The sequence below is a fragment of the Mycobacterium sp. IDUB_5 genome, from assembly GCF_055419565.1.
Window position 1 is genome coordinate 223049 of record NZ_JBVAXX010000008.1, and the last position, 26052, is coordinate 249100.

General features: G+C 68.6%; 23 protein-coding genes. 13 read left to right on the top strand and 10 right to left on the bottom strand.

Features of this window, described 5'->3' with window-relative positions; genetic code table 11:
* Positions 1-2 precede the first annotated feature (2 nt).
* The 3 genes from sufD to ACZY1G_RS25535 are packed head-to-tail and all read right to left on the bottom strand — an operon-like array spanning position 3 to position 3444.
* On the bottom strand, positions 3-1172 hold the full coding sequence (sufD, locus tag ACZY1G_RS25525) for a Fe-S cluster assembly protein SufD (protein WP_463817843.1): 1170 nt from the start codon (positions 1170-1172) through the stop codon (positions 3-5).
* Positions 1172-2611 carry a Fe-S cluster assembly protein SufB gene (gene sufB / locus ACZY1G_RS25530; protein WP_463817842.1) on the bottom strand — a complete coding sequence of 480 codons (1440 nt, stop codon included), beginning with the start codon at positions 2609-2611 and terminating at the stop codon, positions 1172-1174. The genes sufD and sufB overlap by 1 nt, the downstream gene beginning before the upstream one ends.
* Complete coding sequence (locus ACZY1G_RS25535; protein WP_463823945.1) at positions 2608-3444, bottom strand: helix-turn-helix transcriptional regulator; 837 nt, start codon at positions 3442-3444, stop codon at positions 2608-2610. The genes sufB and ACZY1G_RS25535 overlap by 4 nt, the downstream gene beginning before the upstream one ends.
* Before the next feature lie 48 nt (positions 3445-3492).
* Between ACZY1G_RS25535 and mptB the strand changes: the two genes are divergently transcribed.
* From mptB to ACZY1G_RS25550, 3 genes are read left to right on the top strand one after another with little or no spacing between them, the layout of a single operon-like run.
* On the top strand, positions 3493-5160 hold the full coding sequence (mptB, locus tag ACZY1G_RS25540) for a polyprenol phosphomannose-dependent alpha 1,6 mannosyltransferase MptB (protein ID WP_463817840.1): 1668 nt from the start codon (positions 3493-3495) through the stop codon (positions 5158-5160).
* Entirely contained in the window at positions 5157-6092 is a 936-nt protein-coding gene (locus ACZY1G_RS25545; RefSeq protein WP_463817839.1) for an ABC transporter ATP-binding protein, read from the top strand. Before mptB ends, ACZY1G_RS25545 begins: the two co-directional genes overlap by 4 nt.
* Positions 6089-6892 carry an ABC transporter permease gene (locus ACZY1G_RS25550; protein WP_463823946.1) on the top strand — a complete coding sequence of 268 codons (804 nt, stop codon included), beginning with the start codon at positions 6089-6091 and terminating at the stop codon, positions 6890-6892. The genes ACZY1G_RS25545 and ACZY1G_RS25550 overlap by 4 nt, the downstream gene beginning before the upstream one ends.
* Here ACZY1G_RS25550 and ACZY1G_RS25555 read toward each other — a convergent pair.
* A complete protein-coding gene (locus ACZY1G_RS25555; protein ID WP_463823947.1) occupies positions 6806-7501 on the bottom strand; it encodes a hypothetical protein in 696 nt (231 codons plus the stop codon). The genes ACZY1G_RS25550 and ACZY1G_RS25555 overlap by 87 nt on opposite strands.
* A gap of 95 nt (positions 7502-7596) precedes the next feature.
* Here ACZY1G_RS25555 and ACZY1G_RS25560 point away from each other — a divergent pair, with 95 nt between their 5' ends.
* Positions 7597-8184, top strand: a complete 588-nt coding sequence (locus tag ACZY1G_RS25560) for a TetR/AcrR family transcriptional regulator (RefSeq protein ID WP_463817837.1) — start codon at positions 7597-7599, stop codon at positions 8182-8184.
* Between the two features lie 21 nt (positions 8185-8205).
* Positions 8206-9177: a COX15/CtaA family protein gene (locus ACZY1G_RS25565; RefSeq protein WP_463823948.1), complete on the top strand. Its 972-nt coding sequence runs from the start codon at positions 8206-8208 to the stop codon at positions 9175-9177.
* On the opposite strand, the gene ACZY1G_RS25570 is transcribed toward ACZY1G_RS25565, so the two are convergent.
* Entirely contained in the window at positions 9112-10065 is a 954-nt protein-coding gene (locus ACZY1G_RS25570) for an ATP-grasp domain-containing protein (protein WP_463823986.1), read from the bottom strand. The two genes, ACZY1G_RS25565 and ACZY1G_RS25570, sit on opposite strands and share 66 nt — an antisense overlap.
* A gap of 19 nt (positions 10066-10084) precedes the next feature.
* On the opposite strand from ACZY1G_RS25570, the gene ACZY1G_RS25575 reads away from it, so the two are divergent.
* Positions 10085-11071 (top strand): quinone oxidoreductase family protein, encoded by a 987-nt coding sequence (locus tag ACZY1G_RS25575; protein WP_463817835.1) that lies wholly within the window; start codon positions 10085-10087, stop codon positions 11069-11071.
* Here ACZY1G_RS25575 and ACZY1G_RS25580 read toward each other — a convergent pair.
* Positions 11068-12006 (bottom strand): heme o synthase, encoded by a 939-nt coding sequence (locus ACZY1G_RS25580; RefSeq protein WP_463818042.1) that lies wholly within the window; start codon positions 12004-12006, stop codon positions 11068-11070. The genes ACZY1G_RS25575 and ACZY1G_RS25580 overlap by 4 nt on opposite strands.
* A 195-nt stretch (positions 12007-12201) precedes the next feature.
* On the opposite strand from ACZY1G_RS25580, the gene tkt reads away from it, so the two are divergent.
* From tkt to pgl, 5 genes are read left to right on the top strand one after another with little or no spacing between them, the layout of a single operon-like run.
* Positions 12202-14295 carry a transketolase gene (tkt, locus tag ACZY1G_RS25585; RefSeq protein ID WP_463823949.1) on the top strand — a complete coding sequence of 698 codons (2094 nt, stop codon included), beginning with the start codon at positions 12202-12204 and terminating at the stop codon, positions 14293-14295.
* A 24-nt stretch (positions 14296-14319) separates the two neighbouring features.
* A complete protein-coding gene (tal, locus tag ACZY1G_RS25590) occupies positions 14320-15435 on the top strand; it encodes a transaldolase (RefSeq protein WP_463817833.1) in 1116 nt (371 codons plus the stop codon).
* 53 nt (positions 15436-15488) lie between these two features.
* Complete coding sequence (gene zwf, locus ACZY1G_RS25595) at positions 15489-16970, top strand: glucose-6-phosphate dehydrogenase (protein ID WP_463818041.1); 1482 nt, start codon at positions 15489-15491, stop codon at positions 16968-16970.
* Positions 16967-17878, top strand: a complete 912-nt coding sequence (gene opcA / locus ACZY1G_RS25600) for a glucose-6-phosphate dehydrogenase assembly protein OpcA (RefSeq protein WP_463823950.1) — start codon at positions 16967-16969, stop codon at positions 17876-17878. Before zwf ends, opcA begins: the two co-directional genes overlap by 4 nt.
* On the top strand, positions 17875-18606 hold the full coding sequence (pgl, locus tag ACZY1G_RS25605; RefSeq protein WP_463823951.1) for a 6-phosphogluconolactonase: 732 nt from the start codon (positions 17875-17877) through the stop codon (positions 18604-18606). The genes opcA and pgl overlap by 4 nt, the downstream gene beginning before the upstream one ends.
* A 10-nt stretch (positions 18607-18616) precedes the next feature.
* On the opposite strand, the gene ACZY1G_RS25610 is transcribed toward pgl, so the two are convergent.
* The 3 genes from ACZY1G_RS25610 to ACZY1G_RS25620 are packed head-to-tail and all read right to left on the bottom strand — an operon-like array spanning position 18617 to position 21427.
* Complete coding sequence (locus ACZY1G_RS25610; protein WP_463823952.1) at positions 18617-19240, bottom strand: LutC/YkgG family protein; 624 nt, start codon at positions 19238-19240, stop codon at positions 18617-18619.
* Complete coding sequence (locus tag ACZY1G_RS25615; RefSeq protein ID WP_463823953.1) at positions 19230-20684, bottom strand: lactate utilization protein B; 1455 nt, start codon at positions 20682-20684, stop codon at positions 19230-19232. Before ACZY1G_RS25615 ends, ACZY1G_RS25610 begins: the two co-directional genes overlap by 11 nt.
* Positions 20681-21427, bottom strand: coding sequence for a (Fe-S)-binding protein (locus tag ACZY1G_RS25620; protein WP_463823954.1), 747 nt, complete (start codon positions 21425-21427; stop codon positions 20681-20683). Before ACZY1G_RS25620 ends, ACZY1G_RS25615 begins: the two co-directional genes overlap by 4 nt.
* Positions 21428-21476: 49 nt before the next feature.
* Between ACZY1G_RS25620 and ACZY1G_RS25625 the strand changes: the two genes are divergently transcribed.
* Complete coding sequence (locus ACZY1G_RS25625) at positions 21477-21851, top strand: ATPase (RefSeq protein ID WP_463817827.1); 375 nt, start codon at positions 21477-21479, stop codon at positions 21849-21851.
* On the top strand, positions 21851-23158 hold the full coding sequence (locus ACZY1G_RS25630; protein WP_463823955.1) for a DUF2252 domain-containing protein: 1308 nt from the start codon (positions 21851-21853) through the stop codon (positions 23156-23158). The genes ACZY1G_RS25625 and ACZY1G_RS25630 overlap by 1 nt, the downstream gene beginning before the upstream one ends.
* Positions 23159-23232: 74 nt before the next feature.
* Here the strand turns inward: ACZY1G_RS25630 and ppc are convergent, their stop codons facing one another.
* Entirely contained in the window at positions 23233-26037 is a 2805-nt protein-coding gene (ppc, locus tag ACZY1G_RS25635; RefSeq protein ID WP_463823957.1) for a phosphoenolpyruvate carboxylase, read from the bottom strand.
* Positions 26038-26052: the final 15 nt, after the last annotated feature.

The following is a 26052-nucleotide window of genomic DNA, read 5'->3' on the forward strand; positions in this document are numbered from 1 at the left end:
GGTCAACTTCTCTCGGTAATCGCTAGTTCGCGTTCGATGGCGTCGGTCAGGCGCTCCCGCACGGCGGGGACGGAGATCTTGTTGATGATCTCGTTGAAGAAGCCGCGGACCACCAGCCGGCGGGCCTGCTGCTCCGGGATACCTCGGGCGCGCAGGTAGAACAGTTGCTCGTCGTCGAATCGACCGGTGGCGCTGGCGTGTCCGGCGCCGACGATCTCGCCGGTCTCGATCTCCAGGTTGGGCACCGAGTCGGCACGCGCGCCGTCGGTGAGCACCAGGTTGCGGTTCACCTCGAAGGTGTCGGTGCCGGCAGCCTCGGCGCGGATCAGCACATCGCCCACCCACACGGTGTGGGTGTCGGGCCGCCGCGAGGCCGGATCCCCTTGCAGTGCACCCTTGTACATCACGTTGGAGCGGCAGTTCGGCTGTGCGTGGTCGACCAGCAGCCGGGATTCGAAGTGCTGGCCGTCGTCGGCGAAGTACAGACCGAGCAGCTCGGCGTCGCCGCCGGGCGCCGTGTAGCGCACCCGGCCGGTCAACCGGACCACGTCGCCACCCAGGGTGATCGCCGCGTGCCGCAGCACCGCGTCGCGGCCCAGTGTGGCGTGGTGTGTGCTGACGTGCACCGCGTCGTCGGCCCAGTCCGCGATCGAGACCACACGCAGCGTCGCGCCGTCGCCGACCACGAACTCGATGTTGTCGGCATAGGTTCCGCTGCCACGGTGGTCGATCACCACAACCGCCTCGGCCAGCTCGCCGACGCGGATCTGGATGTGCCCGTAGGCGGTTGCCCCCTCGCCGGGGCCGGTGATCGTCACCTCGACCGGGTCGGCGATGACGGCCTGCGCGGGCACGTCGATCAGCGTCGCGGTCTCGAAGCTCGAATAGGCCTGCGCCGCAACCCGATCTGCCGGCACACCGGCCTGGCCGAGCCGATCGTCGGTGCGCGGGATGCGCTCGACGCGCACGTCACCGGACGGGGCCACGTCGACGGTGGCTTCTGCGGTGGCGGCGGCCGACCCGTCGTGCAGGCCGCGCAGCCGCTTCAGCGGGGTGAAGCGCCAGATCTCGTCGCGGCCGCCGGGCACCTCGAAGGCGTCGACGTCGAACGATGTGAACAGCTCGCCTTTGTTGGCGCCCTCGAGGGCCGCCGTCAGATTTGCCTGTCCCACTAGCCGACCGCGCCTTCCATCTGCAGCTCGATCAGCCGGTTGAGCTCGAGTGCGTACTCCATCGGGAGCTCCTTGGCGATGGGCTCGACGAACCCGCGCACCACCATTGCCATCGCCTCGTCCTCGGTCAGCCCGCGGCTCATCAGGTAGAACATCTGATCCTCGCTGACCTTCGACACGGTGGCCTCGTGGCCCATCGTGACGTCGTCCTCGCGGATGTCGACGTAGGGGTAGGTGTCGGAGCGGCTGATCGTGTCGACCAGCAGCGCATCGCATTTCACGCTCGAGCGCGAACCGTGGGCGCCCTTGTTGACCTGAACCAGGCCGCGGTAGGACGCGCGGCCACCGCCGCGGGCGACGGACTTGGACACGATGTTGGACGACGTGTTCGGCGCCAGGTGCAGCATCTTGGCGCCGGTGTCCTGGTGCTGGCCCTCGCCGGCGAACGCGACCGAGAGCACCTCGCCCTTGGCGTGCTCACCGGTCATCCAGACCGCGGGGTACTTCATCGTCACCTTGGAGCCGATGTTGCCGTCGACCCACTCCATCGTCGCGCCGGCCTCGGCCCGGGCCCGCTTGGTGACCAGGTTGAAGACGTTGTTCGACCAGTTCTGGATCGTCGTGTAGCGGCACCGCCCGCCGGGCTTGACGATGATCTCGACGACCGCGCTGTGCAGCGAGTCGCTCTTGTAGATCGGCGCGGTGCAGCCTTCGACGTAGTGCACGTAGGCGTCCTCGTCGACGATGATCAGCGTGCGCTCGAACTGCCCCATGTTCTCGGTGTTGATCCGGAAGTAGGCCTGCAGCGGGATGTCGACGTGCACACCCTTGGGGACGTAGATGAACGACCCGCCGGACCACACCGCGGTGTTGAGCGCGGAGAACTTGTTGTCCCCGGCCGGGATCACGGTGCCGAAGTATTCGCGGAACAGCTCGGGATGCTCACGCAGACCGGAGTCGGTGTCGAGGAAGATGACGCCTTGGGCCTCGAGGTCCTCACGGATCGAGTGGTAGACGACCTCGGACTCGTACTGGGCCGCCACACCTGAGACCAGGCGCTGCTTCTCGGCTTCCGGGATGCCGAGCTTGTCGTAGGTGTTCTTGATGTCCGCGGGCAGGTCGTCCCACGTGGCGGCCTGCTTCTCGCTGGAGCGCACGAAGTACTTGATGTTGTCGAAATCGATGCCCTCGAGGTTGGACCCCCAGTTCGGCATGGGCTTCTTGTCGAAGGTGCGCAGCGCCTTGAGACGGACGTCGAGCATCCACTCCGGCTCGCTCTTCTTCGACGAGATGTCGCGCACCACGGCCTCGGACAGCCCGCGCTGGGCGCTGGCGCCGGCGACGTCGGAGTCGGACCAGCCGTAGCCGTACTTGCCCAGGGACGCGATGGTCTCCTCCTGGGTCAGCGCTTCTGGCTTGACCTCCGGTGTGAGTGTCATTGCGACGCACTCCTTTTGCTAGCTGACGGGCTCCGGCGCGGGCTGTGCGCCGGAACGTGGGTGGTGCAGGCACAATCCCCGTTGACGATGGTGGCGAGCCGCTGGACGTGAGTGCCCAGCACCTCGGACATCGCCTCCTGTTCGGCCTCGCAGAGTTCGGGGAACTCCTCGGCGACGTGAGACACCGGGCAGTGGTGCTGGCAGATCTGCACCCCACCCAGCGGACCGCGGACCTGCGTGGTCGTCGTCGCGTAGCCCGCTCGGCTCAACGCATCGGCGACGCGGTCTGCGGCGGCCTCGACGTCTTCGGCACGCTCGGACGCCGCGGGCGCGACGTCGGACAGGATGGTGTCGATGCGCCGACGGGCGAACGTGTGCACGGCGTCGTCTCCGCCGATCTCCCGCAGCGCCCGCATGGCCGCCGACGCCAGATCGTCGTAGGTGTGCTCGAGCTTCGCGCGCCCCGCCGCGGTCAACTGGTAGCGCTTGGCGGGCCGACCCCGGCCCTCCTGCTGCCATGCCGCGGCCGACTTGGCCTGAGCGTCCCCTGCCTCGATCAGCGCGTCGAGATGACGGCGCACTCCGGCCGTCGACAGTCCCAAGCGCTCGCCGATACTGCTCGCCGTCGTCGAACCCGACTCCAGCAGCAGACGCACGATCGCCGTCCTGGTGTCACCGTCGGCCGACGGGGACGGCGCCGAGAAAGACGGCACGGCCGACCCATCGACTGGCACGACGGTGCCCTCCGAACGGATTTTCACAACACCAGTGTGACGCAATTGCCTGACCGGGTCCACCAAGGCCACCCTTATCGGAACCGTCATACTTGTCACACCGTCTGGGCGGCCAAACCGGGAATAGCAGCCCGCTACGCTGCCTGGGTGGCAGCCCGCCGACATTCGCTCAGCACCTCGCTCGCCGGTCTCCACGGCGATGAGCGGACCGTCGGCATCCCCCTCGACCCCGCCGAACTGGTCGCCCTGCACCGCACTCGGCTGTTCGGCGCGACCGGCACCGTACTGATGGCGATCGGCGCGCTCGGCGCCGGTGCGCGGCCCGTCGTGCAGGACCCCACCTTCGGGGTGCGCCTTCTCAACCTGCCGTCTCGCATTCAGACGGTCTCGCTGACCATGACCACCACCGGCGCGGTCATGATGGCCCTGGCCTGGCTGATGCTGGGCCGCTTCGCGCTGGGCAAGCGCCGCATGACCCGCAGCCAGGTGGACCGCACACTGCTGCTGTGGGCGCTGCCGTTGCTGATCGCCCCACCGATGTACAGCAAGGATGTCTACTCTTACCTCGCGCAGAGTGAGATCTCCCTGCAGGGCAGCGACCCTTACCGGGTCGGACCTGCCCCGGGTCTGGGCCTCGATCACGTCTTCACGCTGTCGGTGCCCAGCCTCTGGCGTGAGACACCCGCGCCCTACGGACCGCTGTTCCTGTGGATCGGCCGCGGCATCTCCCGGATCACGGGAGAGAACATCGTCGAGGCGGTGCTGTTCCACCGGCTGATGGTCCTGCTCGGCGTCGGCCTGATCGTGTGGGCCACGCCCCGGCTGGCTCGCCGCTGCGGTGTCGCCGAGGTGAGTGCGCTGTGGCTGGGCGCGACCAACCCGCTGTTGTTCATGCACCTGGTCGCCGGCATCCACAACGAGGCGCTGATGCTCGGGTTGATGCTGGCCGGTACCGAGTTCGCGCTACGAGGTATCTCCGCTCTGTCGGGGGGTTCAGCGCTGGGCACCGCCGCCGGGCATCGCTGGTACGCCCCCGGCATGCTGCTGGCCGGCACGGTACTGATCACGATGTCATCTCAGGTGAAGCTGCCGGGACTGTTGGCGCTCGGCTTCGTCGCGATGGCGCTGGCCGCGCGGTGGGGCGGCACGGTCAAGGCGTTCCTCGCGGCGGGCAGCGCTCTCGGTGCGGTGTCCCTTGCCGTGATGGCGCTGATCGGCTGGGCCAGCGGCCTGGGCTTCGGCTGGCTGTTCACCCTGGGCACCGCGAACGTGGTGCGCAGCTGGATGTCGCCGCCGACGCTGCTGGCGTTGGGCACCGGTCAGGTCGGCATCCTGCTGGGACTCGGCGATCACACCACCGCGGTCCTCGCGCTGACCCGCGCGATCGGCGTGACGCTGATCGCCGTGATCGTCACCTGGCTCTTGTTCGCCGTGCTGCGCAACCGCCTGCATCCGGTCGGGGGGCTCGGGGTGGCGCTCGGCGTCACCGTCCTGCTGTTCCCCGTGGTGCAACCGTGGTACCTGCTGTGGGCGATCATCCCGCTGGCTGCCTGGGCCACCAGGCCGGGTTTTCGCTCCGCGGTCATCGCCGTGACCCTCATCGTGGGGATCTTCGGCCCCACGGCGAACGGCGATCGGTTCGCGCTGTTCCAGATCGTGCTGGCGACGGTGGCCAGCACCGTGATCGTGCTGGCGCTGATCACGCTGACGTACCGGTGGCTGCCGTGGCGGGCGGTGCCGGAGGCCGCGACAGGGCGTCTCGACGAGCCGGTGGGCACGGCCGACAAGACCGACGCCTACGCTGAATCTCCGTGACCTCCCGTTCCGGTAGCGCGCCCGTGCGGCTGCGTGGCGTGACGAAGCGGTACGGCGACACTGTGGCCGTATCCGGCCTGGACCTCGAGGTGGGCGCCTCGGAGATCTTCGCGCTGCTCGGCCCCAACGGCGCCGGCAAGACGACGACGGTCGAGATGTGCGAAGGCTTCGTCCGCCCCGACGCCGGCAGCATCGAGATCCTCGGCCTCGACCCGGTGGCCGACAACGCCGAGGTGCGCGCACGAACCGGGGTCATGCTCCAGGGCGGCGGCGCCTATCCGGCCGCGCGTGCCGGCGAGATGCTCGCCCTGGTCGCCTCCTACGCAGCCAACCCGTTGGATCCGGCATGGTTGCTGGACACCCTGGGCCTGACCGATTCCGCGCGGACCACCTACCGACGGCTTTCCGGCGGCCAGCAGCAGCGGCTCGCGCTGGCGTGCGCGGTGGTCGGCCGGCCCGAGCTGGTGTTTCTCGACGAGCCGACGGCGGGCATGGATGCGCATGCGCGCCTGGTGGTGTGGGAACTGATCGACGCGCTGCGACGCGACGGCGTGACCGTGGTGCTGACCACCCATCAGCTCACCGAGGCCGAGGAACTGGCCGACCACATCCTGATCATCGACCGGGGGCAGGCCGTGGCCAGTGGCACGCCCGCCGAGTTGATGCGCAGTGGCGCCGAGAATCAGCTGCGGTTCCGGGCGCCGCGGATGCTGGATCTCTCGCTGTTGATCGCGGCGCTGCCCGAGAGCTATCGCGCCACCGAGCCGTCTCCCGGGGAGTACCTCGTGGAGGGTCGTATCGATCCGCAGGTGCTGGCGACCGTCACCGCGTGGTGCGCCCGCCTCGACGTTCTCGCGACCGACATGCGTGTGGAGCAACGCAGCCTCGAGGACGTGTTCCTCGACGTCACCGGGCGGGAGTTACGGCAGTGAGCACCTCGAAGAGCACACCGAATCGCTTCGCCGACGGCACCTTCTCCCCCGATCCGCGGCCCGCGCCGGTCCCGCGGATGCTGGCCGCGCAGTACGGGTTGGAACTGCGACTGCTGCTGCGCAACGGCGAGCAGCTGCTGCTGACGATGTTCATCCCGATCACGCTGCTGGTCGGACTGACGCTGCTGCCGCTGGGCTCGTTCGGTCCTGACCGCGCCGCGACGTTCACCCCGGCGATCATGGCGCTGGCGGTCATCTCGACCGCGTTCACCGGGCAGGCGATCGCGGTTGCCTTCGACCGGCGCTACGGCGCACTGAAGCGGCTCGGCGCCACCGCGTTGCCGGTGTGGGGCATCATCGCCGGTAAGTCGCTGGCCGTGGTGACGGTGGTGTTCCTGCAGTCGATCCTGCTGGGCGCGATCGGCATCGGTCTGGGATGGCGGCCCGCGGCGGCGGGCCTCGCGCTCGGTGCGGTGATCATCGCCCTGGGCACCGCGGTGTTCGCCGCGCTGGGGCTGCTGCTCGGCGGCACCCTGCGCGCGGAGATCGTCCTCGCGGTGGCGAATCTGATGTGGTTCGTGTTCGCCGGCGTGGGCGCCCTGACCGTGGAGGGCGGCACCGAGGGGGGCATCGTGCCGAAGGCGGTGCAGTGGATCGCGAGGTTGACGCCGTCGGGTGCGCTGACCGAGGCGCTGACGCGGGCGATGACGCTCTCAGTCGACTGGTTCGGCCTCGCCGTGCTGGCGATCTGGGGCACCGCCGCCGGCCTGTGCGCGCTGCGCTGGTTCCGCTTCACCTGAGCTCGCCAGCTGTAGCAGCAGGTACTCCAGCTGCCCCACCTCCTCGATGTTGTGCCGAATCCACGCCGTCACCATCTCCGGCGGGAACCGGCGTCGCAGAACCGCGTTGACCGGCGCCATCAGGGCGCTGCGTGCGCCGATGTCCATCACGGATACGTAGTGGGTGCCGTCGATGCCCGCCGACCACGTGTGCTCGAGCGCGAAGATCGGCACCCCGGCGAGCCGCTGCACCAACCGGATACCGGTGACATCGAGCTTTTCGACCCGGTCGATGACGTCGACGCCGAAGGTCGGATCGCCGCCGAATGCTTCGACGATGTGGAATCGCGCTCCTTCGCCCGCCCCGCCGCCGGGGGCCGGACGCCACAGCTCCCATCGGATGTGGTCGGTCGGATGCCAGGCGAGGTAGCGGTCGACCGTCCGTCCGCCGTAGCGCATGGTGCCGTCGAGGTGGGTGAACCAGTCGAGCAGCATCTCCGGAGTGACCCGGGCGAGCGGCCGGTGGTCGATCGTGACTCGACGACGGCCGTGGGCGCAGTCGGTCACCCGCACTGATGCGGTCTCGACCGGTCGCAGCGGATACAGCACGGGAAGTGTCGGGTGGCACATGTCCGTCCTCACAAGATACGTTTGCGTTTCTTACCGAGAACGGTACGATCGCGACATAAGATACGCAAGCGTTTCTCAAGGAATCGAGTGTGATCATGCCCACCACACGTCGACGCGGCGCCGAACTGGACTCCGCCATCAAGTCGGCTGTCATGGACCTGCTGAGTACACACGGGCCTGACGGCGTCACGATGGAGGCGGTCGCCGCCGCTGCCCACACCAGCAAACCGGTGCTCTACCGGCGCTGGACCGACCGGCGCGCGTTGCTGCGCGACACGCTCATCGAGGTCGCGTCGGCATCGATACCCACCGAGGACACCGGCAGTTTCCGCACCGACATGCTGGCCGTCCTGCGCGGCTGGGCGGAGCTGTTCGCCGGCCCGCAAGGGCCGCTGATGCGCTCGATCGTGATGGCGGTGGCCGCGGACCCGGAACTGGCCGAGACGTTCCATGCCGACATCATCGGCAGCCGTAAAGCCGACGTGACAGCTCTGCTGAACCGTGGCATCGAGCGCGGCGACGTGCGCGCCGACATTCCGATCGCAGTTGTTCGCGAACTCGGCCAGAGCGTGCTGTGGCACCACCTGCTGATCACCGGCGATCCGATCGACGACGAGCTGGTGCTCACCCTGGTCGACGAGGTCCTGGTGCCACTCACCGCCCCTACTACGGTCCGTAGTTAAGAGGGCTCTACCATCGACAGCGTGCCCGTCGCCCGACTCTTCGTGCGGCTCGTCGATCTCCTGCCCGAACCGAGCCTGCGCGTGCAGCGCATCGTCGCCGCCGCGGTCATCCTGACCCAGGGCGGCATCGCCGTGACCGGCGCGATCGTCCGCGTCACCGCGTCGGGCCTCGGCTGCCCGACGTGGCCGCAGTGCTTTCCCGGCAGCTTCACCCCCGTCCCGCACGCCGAGGTTCCGGTCATCCATCAGGCCGTCGAGTTCGGTAACCGGCTGATCACGTTCCTCGTCGTGCTGACCGCGGCCGCGGCCGTCATCGTGGTGACCCGCGCCCGGCGGCGTCGTGAGGTCCTGATCTATGCCTGGCTGATGCCGGCGTCGACGGTGCTGCAGGCCGTGATCGGCGGCATCACCGTGCTGACCGGCCTGCTGTGGTGGACGGTTGCGGTGCACCTGCTCGCGTCGATGCTGATGGTGTGGCTCTCGGTCCTGCTGTACGTCAAGATCGGCCAGCCCGATACCGGTGAGACGCGGGAACGCGCACCCCGAGCGCTGCGGCGGCTGACCGCGCTGAGCGCTGTGACGCTGTCCGCGGTGCTGATCACCGGCACGATGGTCACCGGGGCGGGCCCCCACGCCGGCGACAAGAGCATCGACCGCCCGGTGCCGCGGCTCGAGGTCGAGATCACCACGCTCGTGCACCTGCATTCGTCGTTGCTGGTGGCCTATCTGGCGTTGGTTGTCGGGCTGGGCTTCGGGTTGGTCGCGACGCAGGCCGCCCCGCCGGTGATGCGGCGGCTGCGCGTGCTCGTCGTACTGGTCGCCGCGCAGGGGTTGCTCGGCGCGGTGCAGTTCGCGACCGGGGTGCCCGAGGTCCTGGTGGCCTTCCACGTGGCCGGGGCAGCGGCGTGCACCGCGGCGACGGCCGCCTTATGGGCGGCGCTGAGCGAACGGGCCCTTCGCAAAGGGACCCAGGCCGCGCTCGTCAAGAGCTGACTCGACCGCCACGGCGAATTTGCGCTGCTGCCGTTCCCGGGTCGACTCGTCGAGCTGGCGCCACCCCAGTGACGGTTCGACCAACTCCAGTTCCAGCAGCGCCGGAGCGTCGGCTCCGCCGAGCACGTCGACGCGCGCGTACAGCAGGTCGGCCACCCCGATGCCGAGGTGCGCCGCCGCGGCGGCGAGCGCGGCGCGGCCGACGTCCCACAGCTCGCCATCGGGGTCCGCACTCCGCAGGCTCTCCTCCGCGTAGGTGCCGGACGGGTCGAGAAGCGGCCCGCGCCCCGGCGCGGGCAGCATCGGCCCCTTGGTGAACGCGTGCGACGGTTCGCCGCGCAGGAACACCAGCGCGGTCTCGCCGTCAACCACCCGCGCGTCGTAGGGCTGCACCATCACCGTTCGTCCGTCGGCGTGCAGTGCTGACGCGTGTCCCAGCGCGGCATCGCTGTCGAGGAATCGCATCGCCCCCACCGAGCCGGCGCCGACCGACGGTTTGATCACGACCTCGCCGGGCGGGATGGTCACCTGCTCCCCCGGCGCGAAGAACGCGGTGGGCACCGTCGCGACGCCGGCTGCGGCCAGGTCGGCCAGATAGCGCTTGTCGGCGCTCCAGGCCACCACGTCGGGCCCGTTGAGGAGCGTGGGCACCCGCCGCGCCCACGCCAGGAACTCGGCGAGCCGCTCGGTGTAGTCCCACGTCGCGCGCAGGATCACCACGTCCGCTTCGAGCGTCGCCGGGTCGTCCCAGGACAACCACCGGGCGTGCAGGCCGCGGGTCCGCAGCGCCCCGATCAACCCGGCGTCGTCGCCGTCGCCGTCGGGCAGTACGGGGCATCCCGCGAACACGATGCGCGGGTGGAACACCTCGGGGCGGGCGAGCTTCATGACGGGCATGATGTCACCTATGTACGCGATCGAAGTCGCCGAGACCGGCGGGCCGGAAGTTCTGTCCTACGTCGAGAAGTCGCAGCCCGTACCGGGACCCGATCAGGTGCTGATCAAGGCCGAGGCGATCGGCGTGAACTTCATCGACACCTACTTCCGGTCGGGGTTGTATCCGCGGGAGCTGCCGTTCGTCGTCGGCACCGAGGTGTGCGGCACGATCGAGGCCGTCGGCGACGATGTCGCCGCGCTCAACGTCGGCGACCGCGTGGTGACTGCGCAAGCGCTGGGCGCCTACGCCGACTACTGCCTGGCGCCCGCCGATTTCGTCGCCTACGTGCCCGAGGGCGTGGCGCCCGATGTGGCCGCCTCGTCGCTGTTGAAGGGCATGACGGCGCACTACCTGATCAAGTCCACCTATCCGATTCAGCAGGGCGACACCGTGCTGGTGCATGCCGGTGCTGGCGGCGTCGGGCTGATCCTGACGCAGTGGGCCAGCAGCATGGCGACGTCGGTGATCACCACCGTGTCCACGCCCGACAAGGCCGAGCTGTCCCGCCGAGCCGGCGCGGTCGAGGTGCTGGACTACCCCAGCCAGCAGGACGGGGGCTCCGCCGCGTTCGGTGCGCGCATCCGGGAGTTGACCGACGGCAACGGCGTCGAAGCCGTCTACGACGGGGTGGGCGCCTCGACGTTCGAGGCCAGCTTGGCCAGCCTGGCGGTGCGCGGCACGCTGGCTCTGTTCGGCGCGGCGAGCGGACCGGTGCCGCCGTTCGATCCGCAGCGCCTCAACGCCGCGGGTTCGGTGTTCCTGACGCGGCCCAACCTCGCGCACCACACCCGCACCGCCGATGAATTCTCGTGGCGCGCAGGCGAACTGCTCACCGCGATCGCAGACGGCACGCTCACCGTCACCGTGAGCAACCGCTATGCGCTGCGCGACGCCGAGCAGGCCCATCGCGATCTGCAGGGACGCAAGACCGTGGGATCGGTGGTGCTGATCCCCTAGCGGGACAGCAGCGTCGGAAGGTCCAGCGCCGAGTCGACGGCCAGCGCGCAGAACACCACCGCGAGGTAGTTGTTGGACTGCAGGAACAGCCGTAGTGGCTTGACCGGCTCACCGCGGCGCACCCCGGCGTAGAGCTGGTGGGCCATCACCAGGAACCACGTGCCGGCCAGAATGGCCACCGAGGCGTACAGCCAGCCGGTCGCCAGCGCCAGCGCCAACGTCGCGATCACGGTCAGCCACGTGTAGACGAGGATCTGCCTGGTGACCTGGATCTCGGTCGCGACCACGGGCAGCATCGGCACGCCGGCCGCCTTGTAGTCCTCCTTGTAGCGCATGGCGAGCGCCCAGGTGTGCGGCGGCGTCCAGAAGAAGATGATCAGGAACATCACGATTGCCGGCCAGCTGATCGTGCCGGTCACCGCCGACCAGCCGATCATCACCGGCATGCAGCCGGCGGCCCCGCCCCACACGACGTTCTGCGAGGTGCGCCGCTTGAGCAGCAGCGTGTAGACCAGCACGTAGAACGCGATGGTGGCGCCGGCCAGATGCGCCGAGAGCATGTTGGTGGTCCACCACAGCCAGAAGAACGAACCGACCGACAGCGCCAGGCCGAAGACCAGCGCATGGGCGCGCGGCACGGTCGCGCGGGCGAGCGGCCGGCGCTCGGTGCGCTTCATCACCTTGTCGATGTCTGCATCGGCGACGCAGTTCAGCGTGTTGGCGCCCGCGGCGGCCAGCAGGCCACCGAACATCGTGTTGAGGATCAGCAGCGGATCGACGCTGCCGCGATGGGCCAACAGCATCGCCGGGATCGTCGTGACGAGCAGCAGCTCGATGACGCGCGGCTTGGTCAGCGCCAGATAGCCGAGCAGAGTGGTACGGAACCCGTGCGGCGTGGCGTCGGCCGAATCCCCGACGAGGTCGCCTTCGCGGATCCTCACCCAACCAACTCCTTCACGCCGCGTCTACTACAGGCGATGGTAGACCGCGGGGGGCCGTCACCGAAATTCGCGGGGTGGTTACGGGTGGTTCCCGGTACGGCGGGTATCACCCCTGCGTCCCGGCGTCGGTGAGCACTAGGGTGGTTGGTGCGGATCGACACGCCCCACCAAGTCCAAGGAGTGCGCCTCGTGACCACGCTCGAAGATATCTCTTCGCTGACCCGCCCGAACCATCCCGACGACTGGACCGAGCTGGACTCCCGCGCCGTGGACACCGTCCGCGTGCTGGCCGCCGACGCCGTCCAGAAGGTGGGCAACGGCCACCCCGGAACGGCGATGAGTCTGGCACCCCTGGCCTACACGCTGTTCCAACGCCAGATGCGCCACGACCCCAGCGACGTGCACTGGCTGGGCCGCGACCGGTTCGTGCTGTCGTGCGGACATTCCAGCCTCACGCTCTACATCCAGCTCTACCTGGGCGGGTTCGGGCTCGAACTGTCCGACATCGAGGCACTGCGGACGTACAAATCCAAGACGCCCGGCCATCCGGAGTTCCGGCACACCAAGGGTGTCGAGATCACGACCGGCCCGCTGGGACAGGGCCTGGCCTCGGCGGTCGGTATGGCGATGGCGTCGCGCTACGAGCGCGGGCTGTTCGATCCCGACGCCCCGGCCGGTGAAAGCCCGTTCGACCACTACATCTACGTCATCGCCTCCGACGGCGACATCGAAGAGGGCGTCACCAGCGAGGCATCGTCGCTGGCCGGCACCCAGCAGCTCGGCAACCTGATCGTGTTCTACGACAAGAACCAGATTTCCATCGAGCACGACACCAACATCGCCCTGAGCGAGGACGTCGCCGCGCGCTACCGCGCCTACGGGTGGCATGTGCAGGAGGTCGAGGGCGGCGAGAACGTCGTCGGTATCGAGCAGGCCATCGCCGAAGCCAAGAAGGTCACCGACAAGCCGTCGTTCATCGCGTTGCGCACGATCATCGGCTATCCGGCGCCGAACAAGATGAACACCGGCGGGGTGCACGGCTCGGCGCTCGGCGACGACGAAGTCGCCGCCACCAAGAAGGTCCTGGGCTTCGACCCGGACAAGACCTTCGAGGTCAGCGACGAGGTCTTCGAGCACACCCGCAAGCTGGTCGAGCGCGGCCGCGAGGCACACGAGAAATGGCAGCCCGGCTTCGACGCGTGGGCGGAGCGCGAACCCGAGCGCAAGAAGCTGCTCGACCGCCTCACCGCCGAGGAACTGCCGGAGGGCTGGGATTCCGACATCACGTACTGGGAGCCCGGCTCCAAGGCCGTCGCCACCCGCGCCGCCTTCGGTCAGGTGCTCAACGACGTCGCACCGAAGCTGCCCGAACTGTGGGGCGGCTCGGCCGACCTGGCGGGCAGCAACAACACGACCATCAAGGGCGTGAAGTCGTTCGGCCCGCCGTCGATCTCGACCTCGGACTTCGAGGCCGACTGGTATGGCCGGGTGCTGCACTTCGGCATCCGCGAGCACGCGATGGGCTCGATCTTGTCGGGCATCGTCCTGCACGGCCCGACACGGGCCTTCGGCGGAACGTTCCTGCAGTTCTCCGATTACATGCGGCCTGCGGTGCGGTTGGCCTCGCTGATGGACATCGACACCATCTACATCTGGACCCACGATTCGATCGGCTTGGGTGAGGACGGGCCCACCCATCAGCCCATCGAGCATCTGGCGGCGCTGCGGGCCATCCCGAACCTGTCGGTGGTGCGCCCGGGTGACCCGAACGAGACGGCGTACGCGTGGAAGAGCATCCTCGCCCGTGGTAACGGCAGCGGCCCTGTCGGTTTCATCCTGACCCGCCAGGGCATCCCCGTGCTGGAGGGCACCGACGCCGAGGGCGTCGCCCGGGGCGGTTACGTGCTCGGTGGCGGCTCCCCCGCCGACGACGCCGACGTCATCCTGGTCGCGACGGGCTCCGAACTGCAGATCGCGGTCGAAGCGCAGAAAGCGTTGCGCGACAAGAACATCAACGCCTACGTCGTGTCGATGCCGTGCCTGGAGTGGTTCGAATCGCAGCCCAAGGAATACCGCGACAGCGTGCTGCCGCCCCAGGTCTCGGCGCGCGTGGCCATCGAAGCCGCGGTGGCGCAGAGTTGGTACAAGATCGTCGGCGACACCGGCGAGATCATCTCGATCGAGCACTTCGGTGAGTCGGCCGACGACAAGACGCTGTTCCGCGAATTCGGTTTCACTGCAGAGGCAGTGGTGGCCGCCGCGGAACGCAGCATTGCGAACTAGCCAGCCAACAATCAAGGAATTGACATGACCCAGAACGAGAATTTGGCGGCCCTGTCCGCCGCGGGTGTTTCCGTATGGCTCGACGATCTGTCCCGTGAGCGGTTGCAGACCGGCAACCTCCAGTCGCTGATCGACACGAAGTCCGTGGTGGGGGTGACCACCAACCCGTCGATCTTCCAGGCGGCCCTGTCCAAGGGCGACGCCTACGACGACCAGATCAGAGAACTCGCCGAGCGCGGCGCCGACGTCGACGCGACCATCCGGACCGTCACCACCGACGACGTGCGCAACGCATGCGACGTGTTCGCCAAGATCTACGAGCAGTCCGACGGTGTCGACGGACGGGTGTCGATCGAGGTGGACCCGCGCCTGGCCCACGACACAGACAAGACGATCCTGCAGGCGATCGAGCTGTGGAAAATCGTCGACCGGCCCAACCTGCTGATCAAGATCCCCGCCACCGAGGCCGGCGTCCCCGCGATCGCTTCCGTTCTGGCCGAGGGCATTTCGGTGAACGTGACGCTGATCTTCTCCGTCGAGCGCTACCGCCTGGTGATGGACGCCTACCTGCAGGGCCTCGAGAAGGCCAAGGAGGCGGGCCACGATCTGTCCCGCATCCACTCGGTGGCATCGTTCTTCGTCTCCCGCGTCGACAGCGAGATCGACAAGCGGCTCGAAGACATCGGCTCCGACGAGGCGCTGGGGCTGCGCGGCAAAGCCGGCGTCGCCAATGCCCGGCTGGCCTACGCCGCCTATGAAGAGGTGTTCCTCGGCGGTGAGCGGTTCGAGAAGCTCAAGGGTGCCGGCGCGCGCGTGCAGCGGCCGCTGTGGGCGTCGACCGGGGTGAAGAACCCCGACTACTCCGACACGCTGTACGTCACCGAGCTGGTCGCCCCGAACACCGTGAACACCATGCCGGAGAAGACGATGGACGCCGTCGCCGACCACGGCGTGGTCACCGGCGACACGATCACCGGCAAGGGCGCGGAGTCGCAGGACGTCTTCGACGCGCTGACAGGCGTGGGCATCGACCTCACCGATGTGTTCCTGGTGCTCGAGAACGAAGGCGTCGAGAAGTTCGAGAAGTCGTGGCAGGAGTTGCTCGAAGCCACGCAGGGCCAGCTCGACGACAAGAAGTGACCCCAGCCGTGGCCGATTGGCAGAACCCCCTGCGGGACAAGCGCGACAAGCGCATGCCCCGCATCGCGGGCCCGTGCTGCGTCGTGATCTTCGGCGTCACCGGCGATCTCGCGCGCAAGAAGCTGATGCCGGCGATCTACGACCTGGCCAACCGGGGGCTGCTGCCACCGTCGTTCGCCTTGGTCGGCTTCGCGCGCCGGGACTGGGCGGACCAGGACTTCTCGCAGGTCGTCCTCGATGCGGTCAAGCAGCACGCCCGCACCCCGTTCCGCCAGGAGGTGTGGGACCGGTTGTCCGAAGGGGTCCGCTTCGTGCAGGGCACTTTCGACGACGAGAAGGCGTTCGAGAATCTGGCCGAGACGCTGGGCAAGCTCGACGCGGAACGCGGCACCGGCGGCAATCATGCCTTCTACCTGTCGATTCCGCCGAAGGCCTTCCCGCAGGTCCTCGAGCAACTGTCGAGGACGGGTCTGGCGAAGAAGCCGGAGGGCAGCTGGAGCCGGGTGGTCATCGAGAAGCCCTTCGGTCACGACCTGAAGAGCGCCGAGGACCTCAACGCGATCGTCAACAACGTGTTCCCGGAGTCGTCGGTGTTCCGCATCGACCACTACCTGGGCAAGGAGACAGTCCAGAACATCCTGGCGCTGCGGTTCGCCAACGAACTGTTCGAGCCGGTGTGGAACTCGCACTACGTGGACAGCGTGCAGATCACGATGGCCGAGGACATCGGCCTGGGCGGGCGCGGCGGCTACTACGACGGTGTCGGCGCCGCCCGTGACGTGATCCAGAACCACCTGCTGCAGCTGCTCGCTCTGACCGCGATGGAAGAGCCCGTCAGCTTCTCCCCCGACGAGCTGCAGGCCGAGAAGATCAAGGTGCTCTCCGCGAGCAGATTGGCGGAGCCTCTCGACGAGACCTCCTCGCGCGGTCAGTACACCGCGGGGTGGCAGGGTGGCGAGCGCGTGGTCGGGTTGCTGGAGGAGGAAGGCTTCTCCACGACGTCCACCACCGAGACGTTCGCCGCGATCACCGTCGACGTGGACACCCGACGCTGGGCCGGTGTGCCGTTCTACCTGCGGACCGGAAAGCGGTTGGGCCGCAGGGTCACCGAGATCGCGCTGATCTTCAAGCGGGCACCGCACCTTCCGTTCGACGCCACCATGACCGAGGAGCTGGGGCAGAACGCGCTGGTGATCCGGGTCCAGCCGGACGAGGGCATCACGCTGCGCTTCGGGTCCAAGGTGCCGGGCAACATGATGGAAGTCCGCGACGTCAGCATGGACTTCTCCTACGGGTCGGCGTTCGCCGAGGAATCCCCGGAGGCCTACGAACGGCTGATCCTCGACGTACTGCTCGGTGAGCCGTCACTGTTCCCGGTCAACCAGGAGGTCGAATTGGCCTGGCGCATCCTCGATCCCGCGCTCGAATACTGGGCATCGCACGGCAAACCGGACCCGTACGAGGCGGGCGGGTGGGGACCTGACTCCGCCTTCGAGATGTTGCGGCGCACCGGCCGGGAATGGAGACGGCCATGATCCTCGACCTGCCGGACACCACCACCGACGTCATCAACAAGAAGATCATCGCGCTGCGCGAAGAGGGCGGGGCGATCACGCTCGGTCGAGTGCTGACCCTGGTCATCGCTCCCACCACCGAGGCACTGCTCGAGGAGTCGATCGAAGCGGCCAACGCCGCGAGCCGCGAGCATCCCTGCCGCGTCGTCGTCGTCGCACCCGGTGACCGCCTGGCCGAGAAGGCTCGGCTCGACGCGCAAGTGCGCGTCGGGCGGGACGCGGGCGCGAACGAGGTGGTGTGCCTTCGGCTTTCCGGGCCACTGGCCAACCACGCCAGCAGCGTCGTGATGCCGTTCCTGCTGCCCGACACCCCCGTGGTGACGTGGTGGCCGGATGTCGCACCTGATGTTCCCGCCGAGGATCCGCTGGGCAAGCTGGCGTTGCGCCGCATCACCGATGCCACCAACGGCACCGATCCGCTGGGCTCGATCAAGGGCCGCCTCAAGGGTTACACCCCGGGCGACACCGACCTGGCCTGGAGCCGCATCACGTACTGGCGGGCGCTGCTGACGTCGGCGGTGGATCTACCGCCGCACGAGCCGATCACCTCAGCGCTGGTGTCCGGGTTGGCGACGGAACCGGCGCTCGACGTGCTCGCCGGGTGGCTGGCGCACCGCATCGACGGTCCGGTGCGCCGCGCCGTCGGTGAGTTGAAGGTGGAGCTGGTCCGCGACAGCGAGACGATCACGCTGAGCCGTCCCCAGGACGGCGTCACGGCGAAGCTCACCCGTACGTCTGCGCCCGAGGCACTGGTCCCGTTGGCGCGCAGGGAAACCCGCGAATGTCTCGCCGAGGACATGCGCCGCCTGGACGCCGACGAGATCTACCACGAAGCCCTGCAGGGCATCGAGAAAGTGCAGTACGTGTGAACCCGACCGTGGAGCGCCACCCCGACAAGGACGCATTGGTGAAGGCCGCCGGGGACCGTCTGGTGGACGCGATCACCGCGGCCGTCGCGGCCCGAGGGAAGGCCAGCGTGGTGCTGACAGGTGGCGGCACCGGCATCGGGATGCTCGAGCGGGTCAAGCAGCGCAGCGGCGAGATCGACTGGTCGAAGGTGCACGTCTACTGGGGCGACGAGCGCTTCGTCACCGCCGACGACGACGAGCGCAACGACAAGCAAGCGCGCGAAGCGTTGTTGGATGACGTCGACATTCCTGCGGTCAATGTGCACGCGATGGCCGCCAGCGACGGCGAGTTCGGCGACGACCTCGACGCGGCGGCGGCAGGCTATGAGCAATTGTTGAACGAGACGTTCGTCGCACCCGAGAACGAATTCGACGTACACCTGCTCGGCATGGGACCTGAGGGGCACGTGAATTCACTGTTCCCCGACACCGACGCGGTCAAGGAGACCGAGCGCATGGTGGTCGGTGTGCCGGACTCCCCCAAACCCCCGCCGCGCCGAATCACGCTGACGCTGCCCGCGATTCAGCGGTCACGTGAGGTGTGGCTGGTGGTGTCCGGCGAGGGCAAGGCCGAGGCGGTGGCCGCTGCCCTCGGCGGCGCGGAACCCGTCGACCTGCCCGCGGCAGGCGCCGTCGGTCGCGAGGCCACGGTATGGCTGCTCGACGAGGATGCGGCCAGCAAGCTCTAGCCTGCACGATCTAGACGAGGACGATCACGTGCAGCGTCCGCGGGCCGTGCACGCCCTCCACGCGGTCCAGTTCGATGTCGCTGGTGGCGCTCGGCCCGCTGATCCACGTCAGCGGTCGAGTGTGGACGCCTAGTTCCACGAGCCGCGCGACGGCGTTCGGTACGTCGTCGACGATCTGCGAGACGCGCACCAGACACACATGCCGGTCGGGCACCAAGCTCAGCGCCCGCCTGCCCTGGCCGGGGCCATGGTCCAAGACGAGTGTGCCGGTGTTCGCGATCGCCACCGTCGCTGTGGTGACCACGGCGTCGACGTCGTCGAGTTCGGTTGCGTTGCGCCCGGTGTCGGACACCCACGGCGCGGCATCCGGCCAGGCCGCCTGGACCGCACCGTCGGCGATCACGGTGCGCGCATCGCCCAGAGCCGCGGCGATCGCGTGCGCTGCACCGGCTTCGGGGACGGGCTCGACCTGCGCCCGATAGTCGGCCACCCTGTCGCAGAAGCGCTCCACCAGATCCTGCTCCCCCGTACCGACGTCGGCGCCGTAGCGCCACGGGACGTCGGCCGGCGTCGGCCGATCCGACAGCGCGGCACGGATACGGCCGAGGATCTCGGCCCGCGCGTCACTCCCCACCCGTGCGCTCCCACCACGCCCGGAACGACTCGGTCGGTGGCACCGGCGCGTCACGGGCACCGGACCAAGCACTCGCCGGCCACGGCAGCGCCGTCAACCGGTCCTTGCCGCCGAACATCCTGCTGCGCAACATCTTTCCCCCGAGTCCGGTGGCGGTGGCGAACGCTTCCAGATGCCGATGGTCGGCCATCAGCCAGCTCGCCGCCGTCATCGCGGCCTGTTCGGGCGAGGGCACGCCGCCACGGTGTTCGTCGACGATCCGGGTGCGCAAGTGCACCAGCATCGACGGGATGTCGATGCGCACCGGGCACACGTCGAAGCAGGCACCGCACAGGCTCGAGGCGTACGGCAGCGATTTGTCCACCGCGCTGCCGGTCCCGCGCAGCTGCGGGGTCAGCACCGCACCGATGGGTCCCGGGTACACCGAGCCGTACGCGTGTCCACCGGTGCGCTCGTAGACCGGGCAGACGTTGAGGCACGCCGAGCAGCGGATGCAGCGCAGAGCGTCGCGGCCGGCCGGGTCGGCCAGAACGTCGGTGCGGCCGTTGTCGAGCAGCACGATGTGGACGGTGCGCGGACCGTCCCCGTCGGCGGTTCCGGTCCACACCGACGTGTACGGGTTCTCCCGCTCACCGGTGCTGCTACGCGGTAGCACCTGCAGCATCACCTCCAGATCGCGCCACGACGGCAGCACCTTCTCGATGCCGACCACCGAGATCAGCGTGTCGGGCAGGGTGAGGCACATCCGCCCGTTGCCTTCGGACTCGACCACCACGAGGCTGCCGGTGTCGGCGATCGCGAAGTTCGCGCCGGAGACGGCCACGCGGGCGCGCAGGAACTTCTCCCGCAGGTGCAGCCGTGCCGCCTCGGCGAGGCGGCGCGGCTCGTCGGTCAGATCCGGCGGGGCGGGCCGGCCCACGCGGCCCATCTCGCGCAGGAAGATCTCGCGGACCTCGGCGCGGTTGCGGTGGATCGCCGGAACCAGAATGTGGCTGGGCCAGTCGTCGCCGAGTTGCACGATGAGTTCGGCCAGATCGGTTTCCCAGGCGTCGATCCCGGCCTCGGCCAGCGCCTCGTTCAGCTCGATTTCCTGGGTTGCCATGGATTTGACCTTGACCACCTCGTTGGCACCCTGGGCACGGACGAGATCGACGACGATGCGGTTGGCCTCCGCCGCGTCGCGCGCCCAGTGCACCGTGGCCCCGGCCGCCGCCGCGTTCGCCTCGAAGGCCTCGAGGTGCTCGTCGAGGCGGTGCAGTGCAGCGTCCTTGATGGCGGCCGCGGCGAGTCGCAGAGACTCCCAGTCGGAGAGCTCCTCCACGACGGCGGCCCGCTTGGCCCGGATGGTGCCGGTCGCGTGAGCGAGGTTGCGGCGCAACACGGTATCGCTCAGCGCGGCACGAGCAGCGACGGGAAAGGCAGGCAGGCCGAGAAACGAGCTCATGCGGGGCGCTCCTCTGTGCTCGCGAGTACCTCCGCCAGGTGCAGGACCCGCACACCCGCGCGCTGGCGCGACAGCAGTCCGCCGATGTGCGCCAGACACGAATTATCGCCGGCGACAAGCACTTCGGCACCGGTGTTGCGGACGGCGCGGGCCTTGTCCGAGCCCATCGCGATAGAGGTGTCGGCGTTCTTCATCGCGAACGTGCCACCGAATCCGCAGCACTGGTCGGCCTGGGCCAGCTCGACCAGCTCGATGCCACGCACCGCCTCGAGGAGCCGTCGCGGCCGGTCGCCGACCCGCAGCATCCGCAGGGAGTGACACGTCGGGTGGTACGTGACGCGGTGCGGGAAGTACGCCCCCACGTCGGTGACACCGAGCACGTCGACCAGGAACTCGGAGAGCTCGTAGACCTTCGGAGACACGTCGGCCACCAGGGCCGCCAGGTCGTCGTCGCCCGAACGCGCCGCGACGTCTCGGTGCTGATGACGCACCGACCCCACGCAGGATCCAGAGGGAGCGACGACAGCGTCGTAGCCTGCGAACGCCGTGGTGAACGCCCGGACAGCGGGCACCGCCTCCGCGGCGTACCCGGTGTTGGTGAACATCTGCCCGCAGCAGGTCTGGTCGCGCGGGAACTCGACGTCGCAGCCGAGGCGGCGCAGAAGCCGGACAACGGCTTTCGGCGTCTCCGGCCACATCAGGTCGTTGTAGCAGGCGGCGAACAGCGCCACCCGAACGCTCATACGGACATCTTGACCACCGTATCCGACCGGGCGGGTCATACTGGCCGACATGGCAGATCGAAGCGGCAAACCCGTGCGCACCGGATCGGAGCGGATCCGCAAGCTCGCGCAGGCCGCGCTCAACGCCGACGTCACCGTCGAGCAGGTCGACACCATCCTGGAGGGATTGAGCGAGACGCTGGAGGACCTGGACAAATCCACCGGCAACCTGGATGCCACCCTGGCCCGATTCAACGACACGATCAGCAACATCGACGAACTGGCCCCGCGCTTGATCGCGGTGGTCGACCGCTTGGAGGGCATCGTCACCCGCGTCGAGCGGATCGTCGGGGTGGGCGAATCGCTGGTCGCCCCGCTGGCCGTCACCGACCAGGTCGTGCGCGGGGTGATGGGCCGGCTCAGGCGCGGCGCCGGGATCGGCTGATGCCTGACGAAAGGGAGTCGCGGATCGTCGACACACTGGTGGACGCGTTCGCCGACCTGATGAGCGCCGACCCCGACGCGTTCCGCACGAAGTTCCGCAAGATGGCCGCCGATCCGTTCGCATTCTTCCGGGGCAGCGCGTGCGTGTTCTACGCCGACGTCGCGGGACGTGAGGACCGGTGGGCCGACGAGCGCACTGGCCGGGTGTGGATCCAGGGCGATCTGCACGCCCAGAACTTCGGCACCTACATGGACGGCGCCGGCGTGCTGATCTTCGACGTCAACGACTTCGACGAGGCGTTCGTCGGGCACTTCACCTGGGACGTGCAGCGATTCGCCGCCAGTCTGGCGCTGATGTGCTGGCAGAAAGCACTGTCGGACGAGCAGATCTCGTCGTTGATCGCGGCGTTCGCGCAGGCCTACGTGGAGCAGGTCCGCTGGTTCACCGAGACCGACGACGACGCCTCGTTCTCGCTGAACCTGGACACCGCTCGCGGCGCGGTGCTCTCGGCATTGCAATCGGCGCGGCTGTCCACCCGCTCCGAAATGCTCGACCGCATCACAGTCGTCGACGAGTGCGACCGCCGGCTGCGGGAGCGGCCCGGTGCGCGGCGCCTCGACGGCGAGGAACGCGAGACGGTCATCGAGGCTTTCCACCGCTATCTCGAGACGATCCCGGAGGCGCAACGCTTCCGCGGCATCGCCTACGACGTCAAGGACGTGACCGCCAACTCCGGATTCGGGATCGGCAGCGCCGGACTGCCCGCCTACACGATCCTCATCGAGGGCTTCAACCAGGCGCTGGACAACGACGTCGTGCTGTCGCTGAAGCAGGGCAACGTCGCCGCGCCGAGCCGAGTCGTCGACGACGCGGAGGTCCACGGCTACTTCCAGCACCACGGGCACCGGACCGCCGTCTCGCAACGTGCCCTCCAGGCACACGCAGATCCCCTGCTGGGCTACACCGACATCGACGGGGTCGGATTCGTGGTGAGCGAGATCTCGCCGTATGAGGCCGATCTGGACTGGACGGAGCTGACCGAGCCCGACGAGCTGACCGAGGTCGTCACGCAACTGGGCCAGGCGGTCGCCAAGGTGCACTGCGTCAGCGATTCCGACAGCGATCAGACGCTGGTGCGGTTCCAGACCGAGGAGGCGATCGTCGCCGCGATCGGCGACCACGAAGACGAGTTCGTCGCCGACATCGTCGCGTTCGGTCTGGAGTACGCCGCCGTCGCCCGGGAGGACCACCGGCATTTCGTGGAGGCGTTCCGCGAGGGGCGTATCCCGGGGGTGACGGCGACCTAGCCGCTGTTGCGGCAGCAACGATTCAGCCGCTGTTGCGGCAGCAACGATTCAGCCGCTGTTGCGGCAGCAACGATTCAGCCGCTGTTGCGGAGCGCCGTGGCGAGCCCGCTCATCGTGAGCAGGATGCCGCGCTGCACCAGCTCGTCCTCGTCCCCCGAGCGGTAGCGACGCAGAAGCTCGACCTGCAGGTGGTTCAGCGGCTCCAGGTACGGGAAGCGGTTGAACACCGACCGCGCCAGCGCCGGGTTGTCGGCCAGTAGATCGTCCTGGCCGGTGATGAGCTTGTGCATCCGGATGGTGCGGGCGTGCTCGTCGACGATCTTGTCGAACACCCGGTGCCGCAGCTCGGCGTCGTCGACCAGCTCGGCGTAGCGCGCGGCCAGCCCCAGGTCCGACTTGGCCAGCACCTGCGCCATGTTCGACAGCACCGTCGCGAAGAACGGCCACCTCCGGTAGAGGTCCTGCAGCACCTCCAGCCGCGCGTCGCTGTCGGGGCCGTCGCCGATGTAGTCCTCGAACGCGGTGCCGGTGCCGTACCAGCCCGGCAGCATGACCCGCGACTGGCTCCAGGCCAGCACCCACGGGATCGCCCGCAGGTCGGAGATCGACGTGGTGGGTTTGCGCGAGGTCGGCCTGCTGCCGATGTTCAGCGCGCCGATCTCGCTGACCGGCGTCGAGGCCTTGAAGTAGTCGACGAAACCCGGTGTCTCGTGGACCAATTCGGCGTACGCGCGCTGCGCGCGGGCAGCCAGGTCGTCGAGGACGGCGTAGGCCGGTTCCGCTTCGTCGCCGAGGCCTTCCACGTCGAGCAGCGTGGCCTCCAGCGTGGCCGCCAGCAGCGTCTCCAAGTTGCGGTGGGCAATGCGAGGTTCGGCGTATTTCGCACCGATGACCTCGCCCTGCTCGGTGATCCGCAGCGACCCATTCACCGCGCCGGGCGGCTGCGCCAGGATCGCGTCGTAGCTCGGGCCACCACCACGGCCGACGGTGCCGCCGCGACCGTGAAAGAGCCGCAACCGGATTCCGGCGGCGCGGGACGTCTCGACGAGATCCAGCTCGGCCCGGTACAGCGCCCAGTTCGCGGCGAGGTACCCGCCGTCCTTGTTCGAATCGGAGTACCCGAGCATCACCTCCTGGCTGTCGCCACGGGCGGCCACGACGGCGCGGTAGAGCGGAAGATCCAGGGCCGCCTGCAGGATCGCCGAGCCGCGCTGCAGGTCGTCGATCGTTTCGAACAGCGGTACGATGCCGACCGGTGCATAGACGTGCTCACCGGAAACATCCAGCAGCCCAGCTTCTTTGAGGAGTAGCGCCGCTTCGAGCATGTCCGACACGGACTGGCACATCGAGATGATGTAGTTGGGCACCGCCGCAGGCCCGAACACGCGCACCGCCCGTGCGGCGGCGATGACGATGTCGAGCTCCTTGCGCGCCAGCTCGGAGAGTTGCGCACCCGGGCCGATCAGCGGGCGGCGGGTGGCGAGTTCGGCGGCGAGCAGCTCGACCCGCTCGTCTTCGCTCAGCGACGCGTAGTCGGAGTGGACGCCGGCCCAGGCCAGCAGCTCGGCGACCACCTCCTCGTGCATGTCGGAGTTCTGCCGCATGTCGAGTCCGCTGAGGTGAAAACCGAAGACATGCACTGCTTCTCGCAGTCGGGACAGGCGGTCGTCGGCGAGCACCGAGCTGCCGTTGCCCCGCAGCGATGCGTCGATGGTGTCGAGGTCGGCGGACAACTCGGCGGGGGTGTCATACGGCGTCATGCCGAGGTCGAGTTGGTGTTCGGGTTGGCGGTCCAGGATCTGGCCGGCGGTGGCGGTCAACCGCGCGTGCACGACGCGCAGCGCGCGCCGGTAGGGCTCGTCGGCGCGAGCCGGCTCGGTGCACGCATCGGCCAGAGCGGCCAGTTCCTCGCTGACATGGACGAGCCGGACCGACATCGACAGTTCCTGTTCGAGTGCGGTGAGCTCGGCGAAGTAGTGCGTGAAGGCGGTGAAAGCTGCACTGCCCGTGGCCATCCGGACGATCTCGGCGGTGACGTTGGGGTTGCCGTCGCGGTCCCCGCCGATCCACGATCCCGGACGCAGGATCGGTTCGGCGAGCACGTCGGTCTCGGGCCAGCGGCTCTGCAGCGCGGCCCGCACCTCGGCGTTGACGCGCGGGATGACGTCCAGGAACGCCGCCGGGTAGTAGCGCAACCCGGTTTCGATCTCGTCGGAGATCTTCAGGCGCGACAGCCGGATCAGCGCGGTCTGCCACAGCGTGAGGATGTGGCGGCGCAGCTCCCTCTCGATGTCGCGGCCGTCCTCGGTGTGGGTGTGTCCGCGCAGCCGCATCCGCATCAATTCGGTGATGCGGTGCTGGGTGTCGAACACCGTGCGGCGCCGCGTCTCGGTGGGATGCGCGGTGATGACCGGGGCGACCAGCGCACCCTCGAGCGCGTCGGCCACCTCTTTCGCGTCGAGATCGGCGTCCTCGAGCTTGAGGTAGGTGGCGGCCAGGCTGCTGGGCTGGGGTGGTTCACCGGCGGCTTCGTGGAGCGCCCGGCGGCGCTCGCGGTGTATGTCCTCGGCGACGTTGGCCAGCAACGCGAAATGGGTGAAGGCGCGGATCACCGGGATCGCCTGGCGGGCGTCGATACCGTCGAACAGTTGCGCGAGCTCCGAGCGGTCGATCTCGGAGCGGCGCACCCGGAACGACTCGACCCGGGCCTGCTCGATGAGGCCGAAGGTCTCGTCGCCGTTCTGTTCACGCACGGTGTCGCCGAGGATCGCGCCCAGCAGGCGGATGTCCTCCCGCATCGGCTCGGTCGCCTCGCGGCCCACCTGGGTGCGTTGGACGGCTCCGATGGGTTCGAGCAGGCTGTCGGCTGTCGGCGGCATGGTGCCCAGTATCGA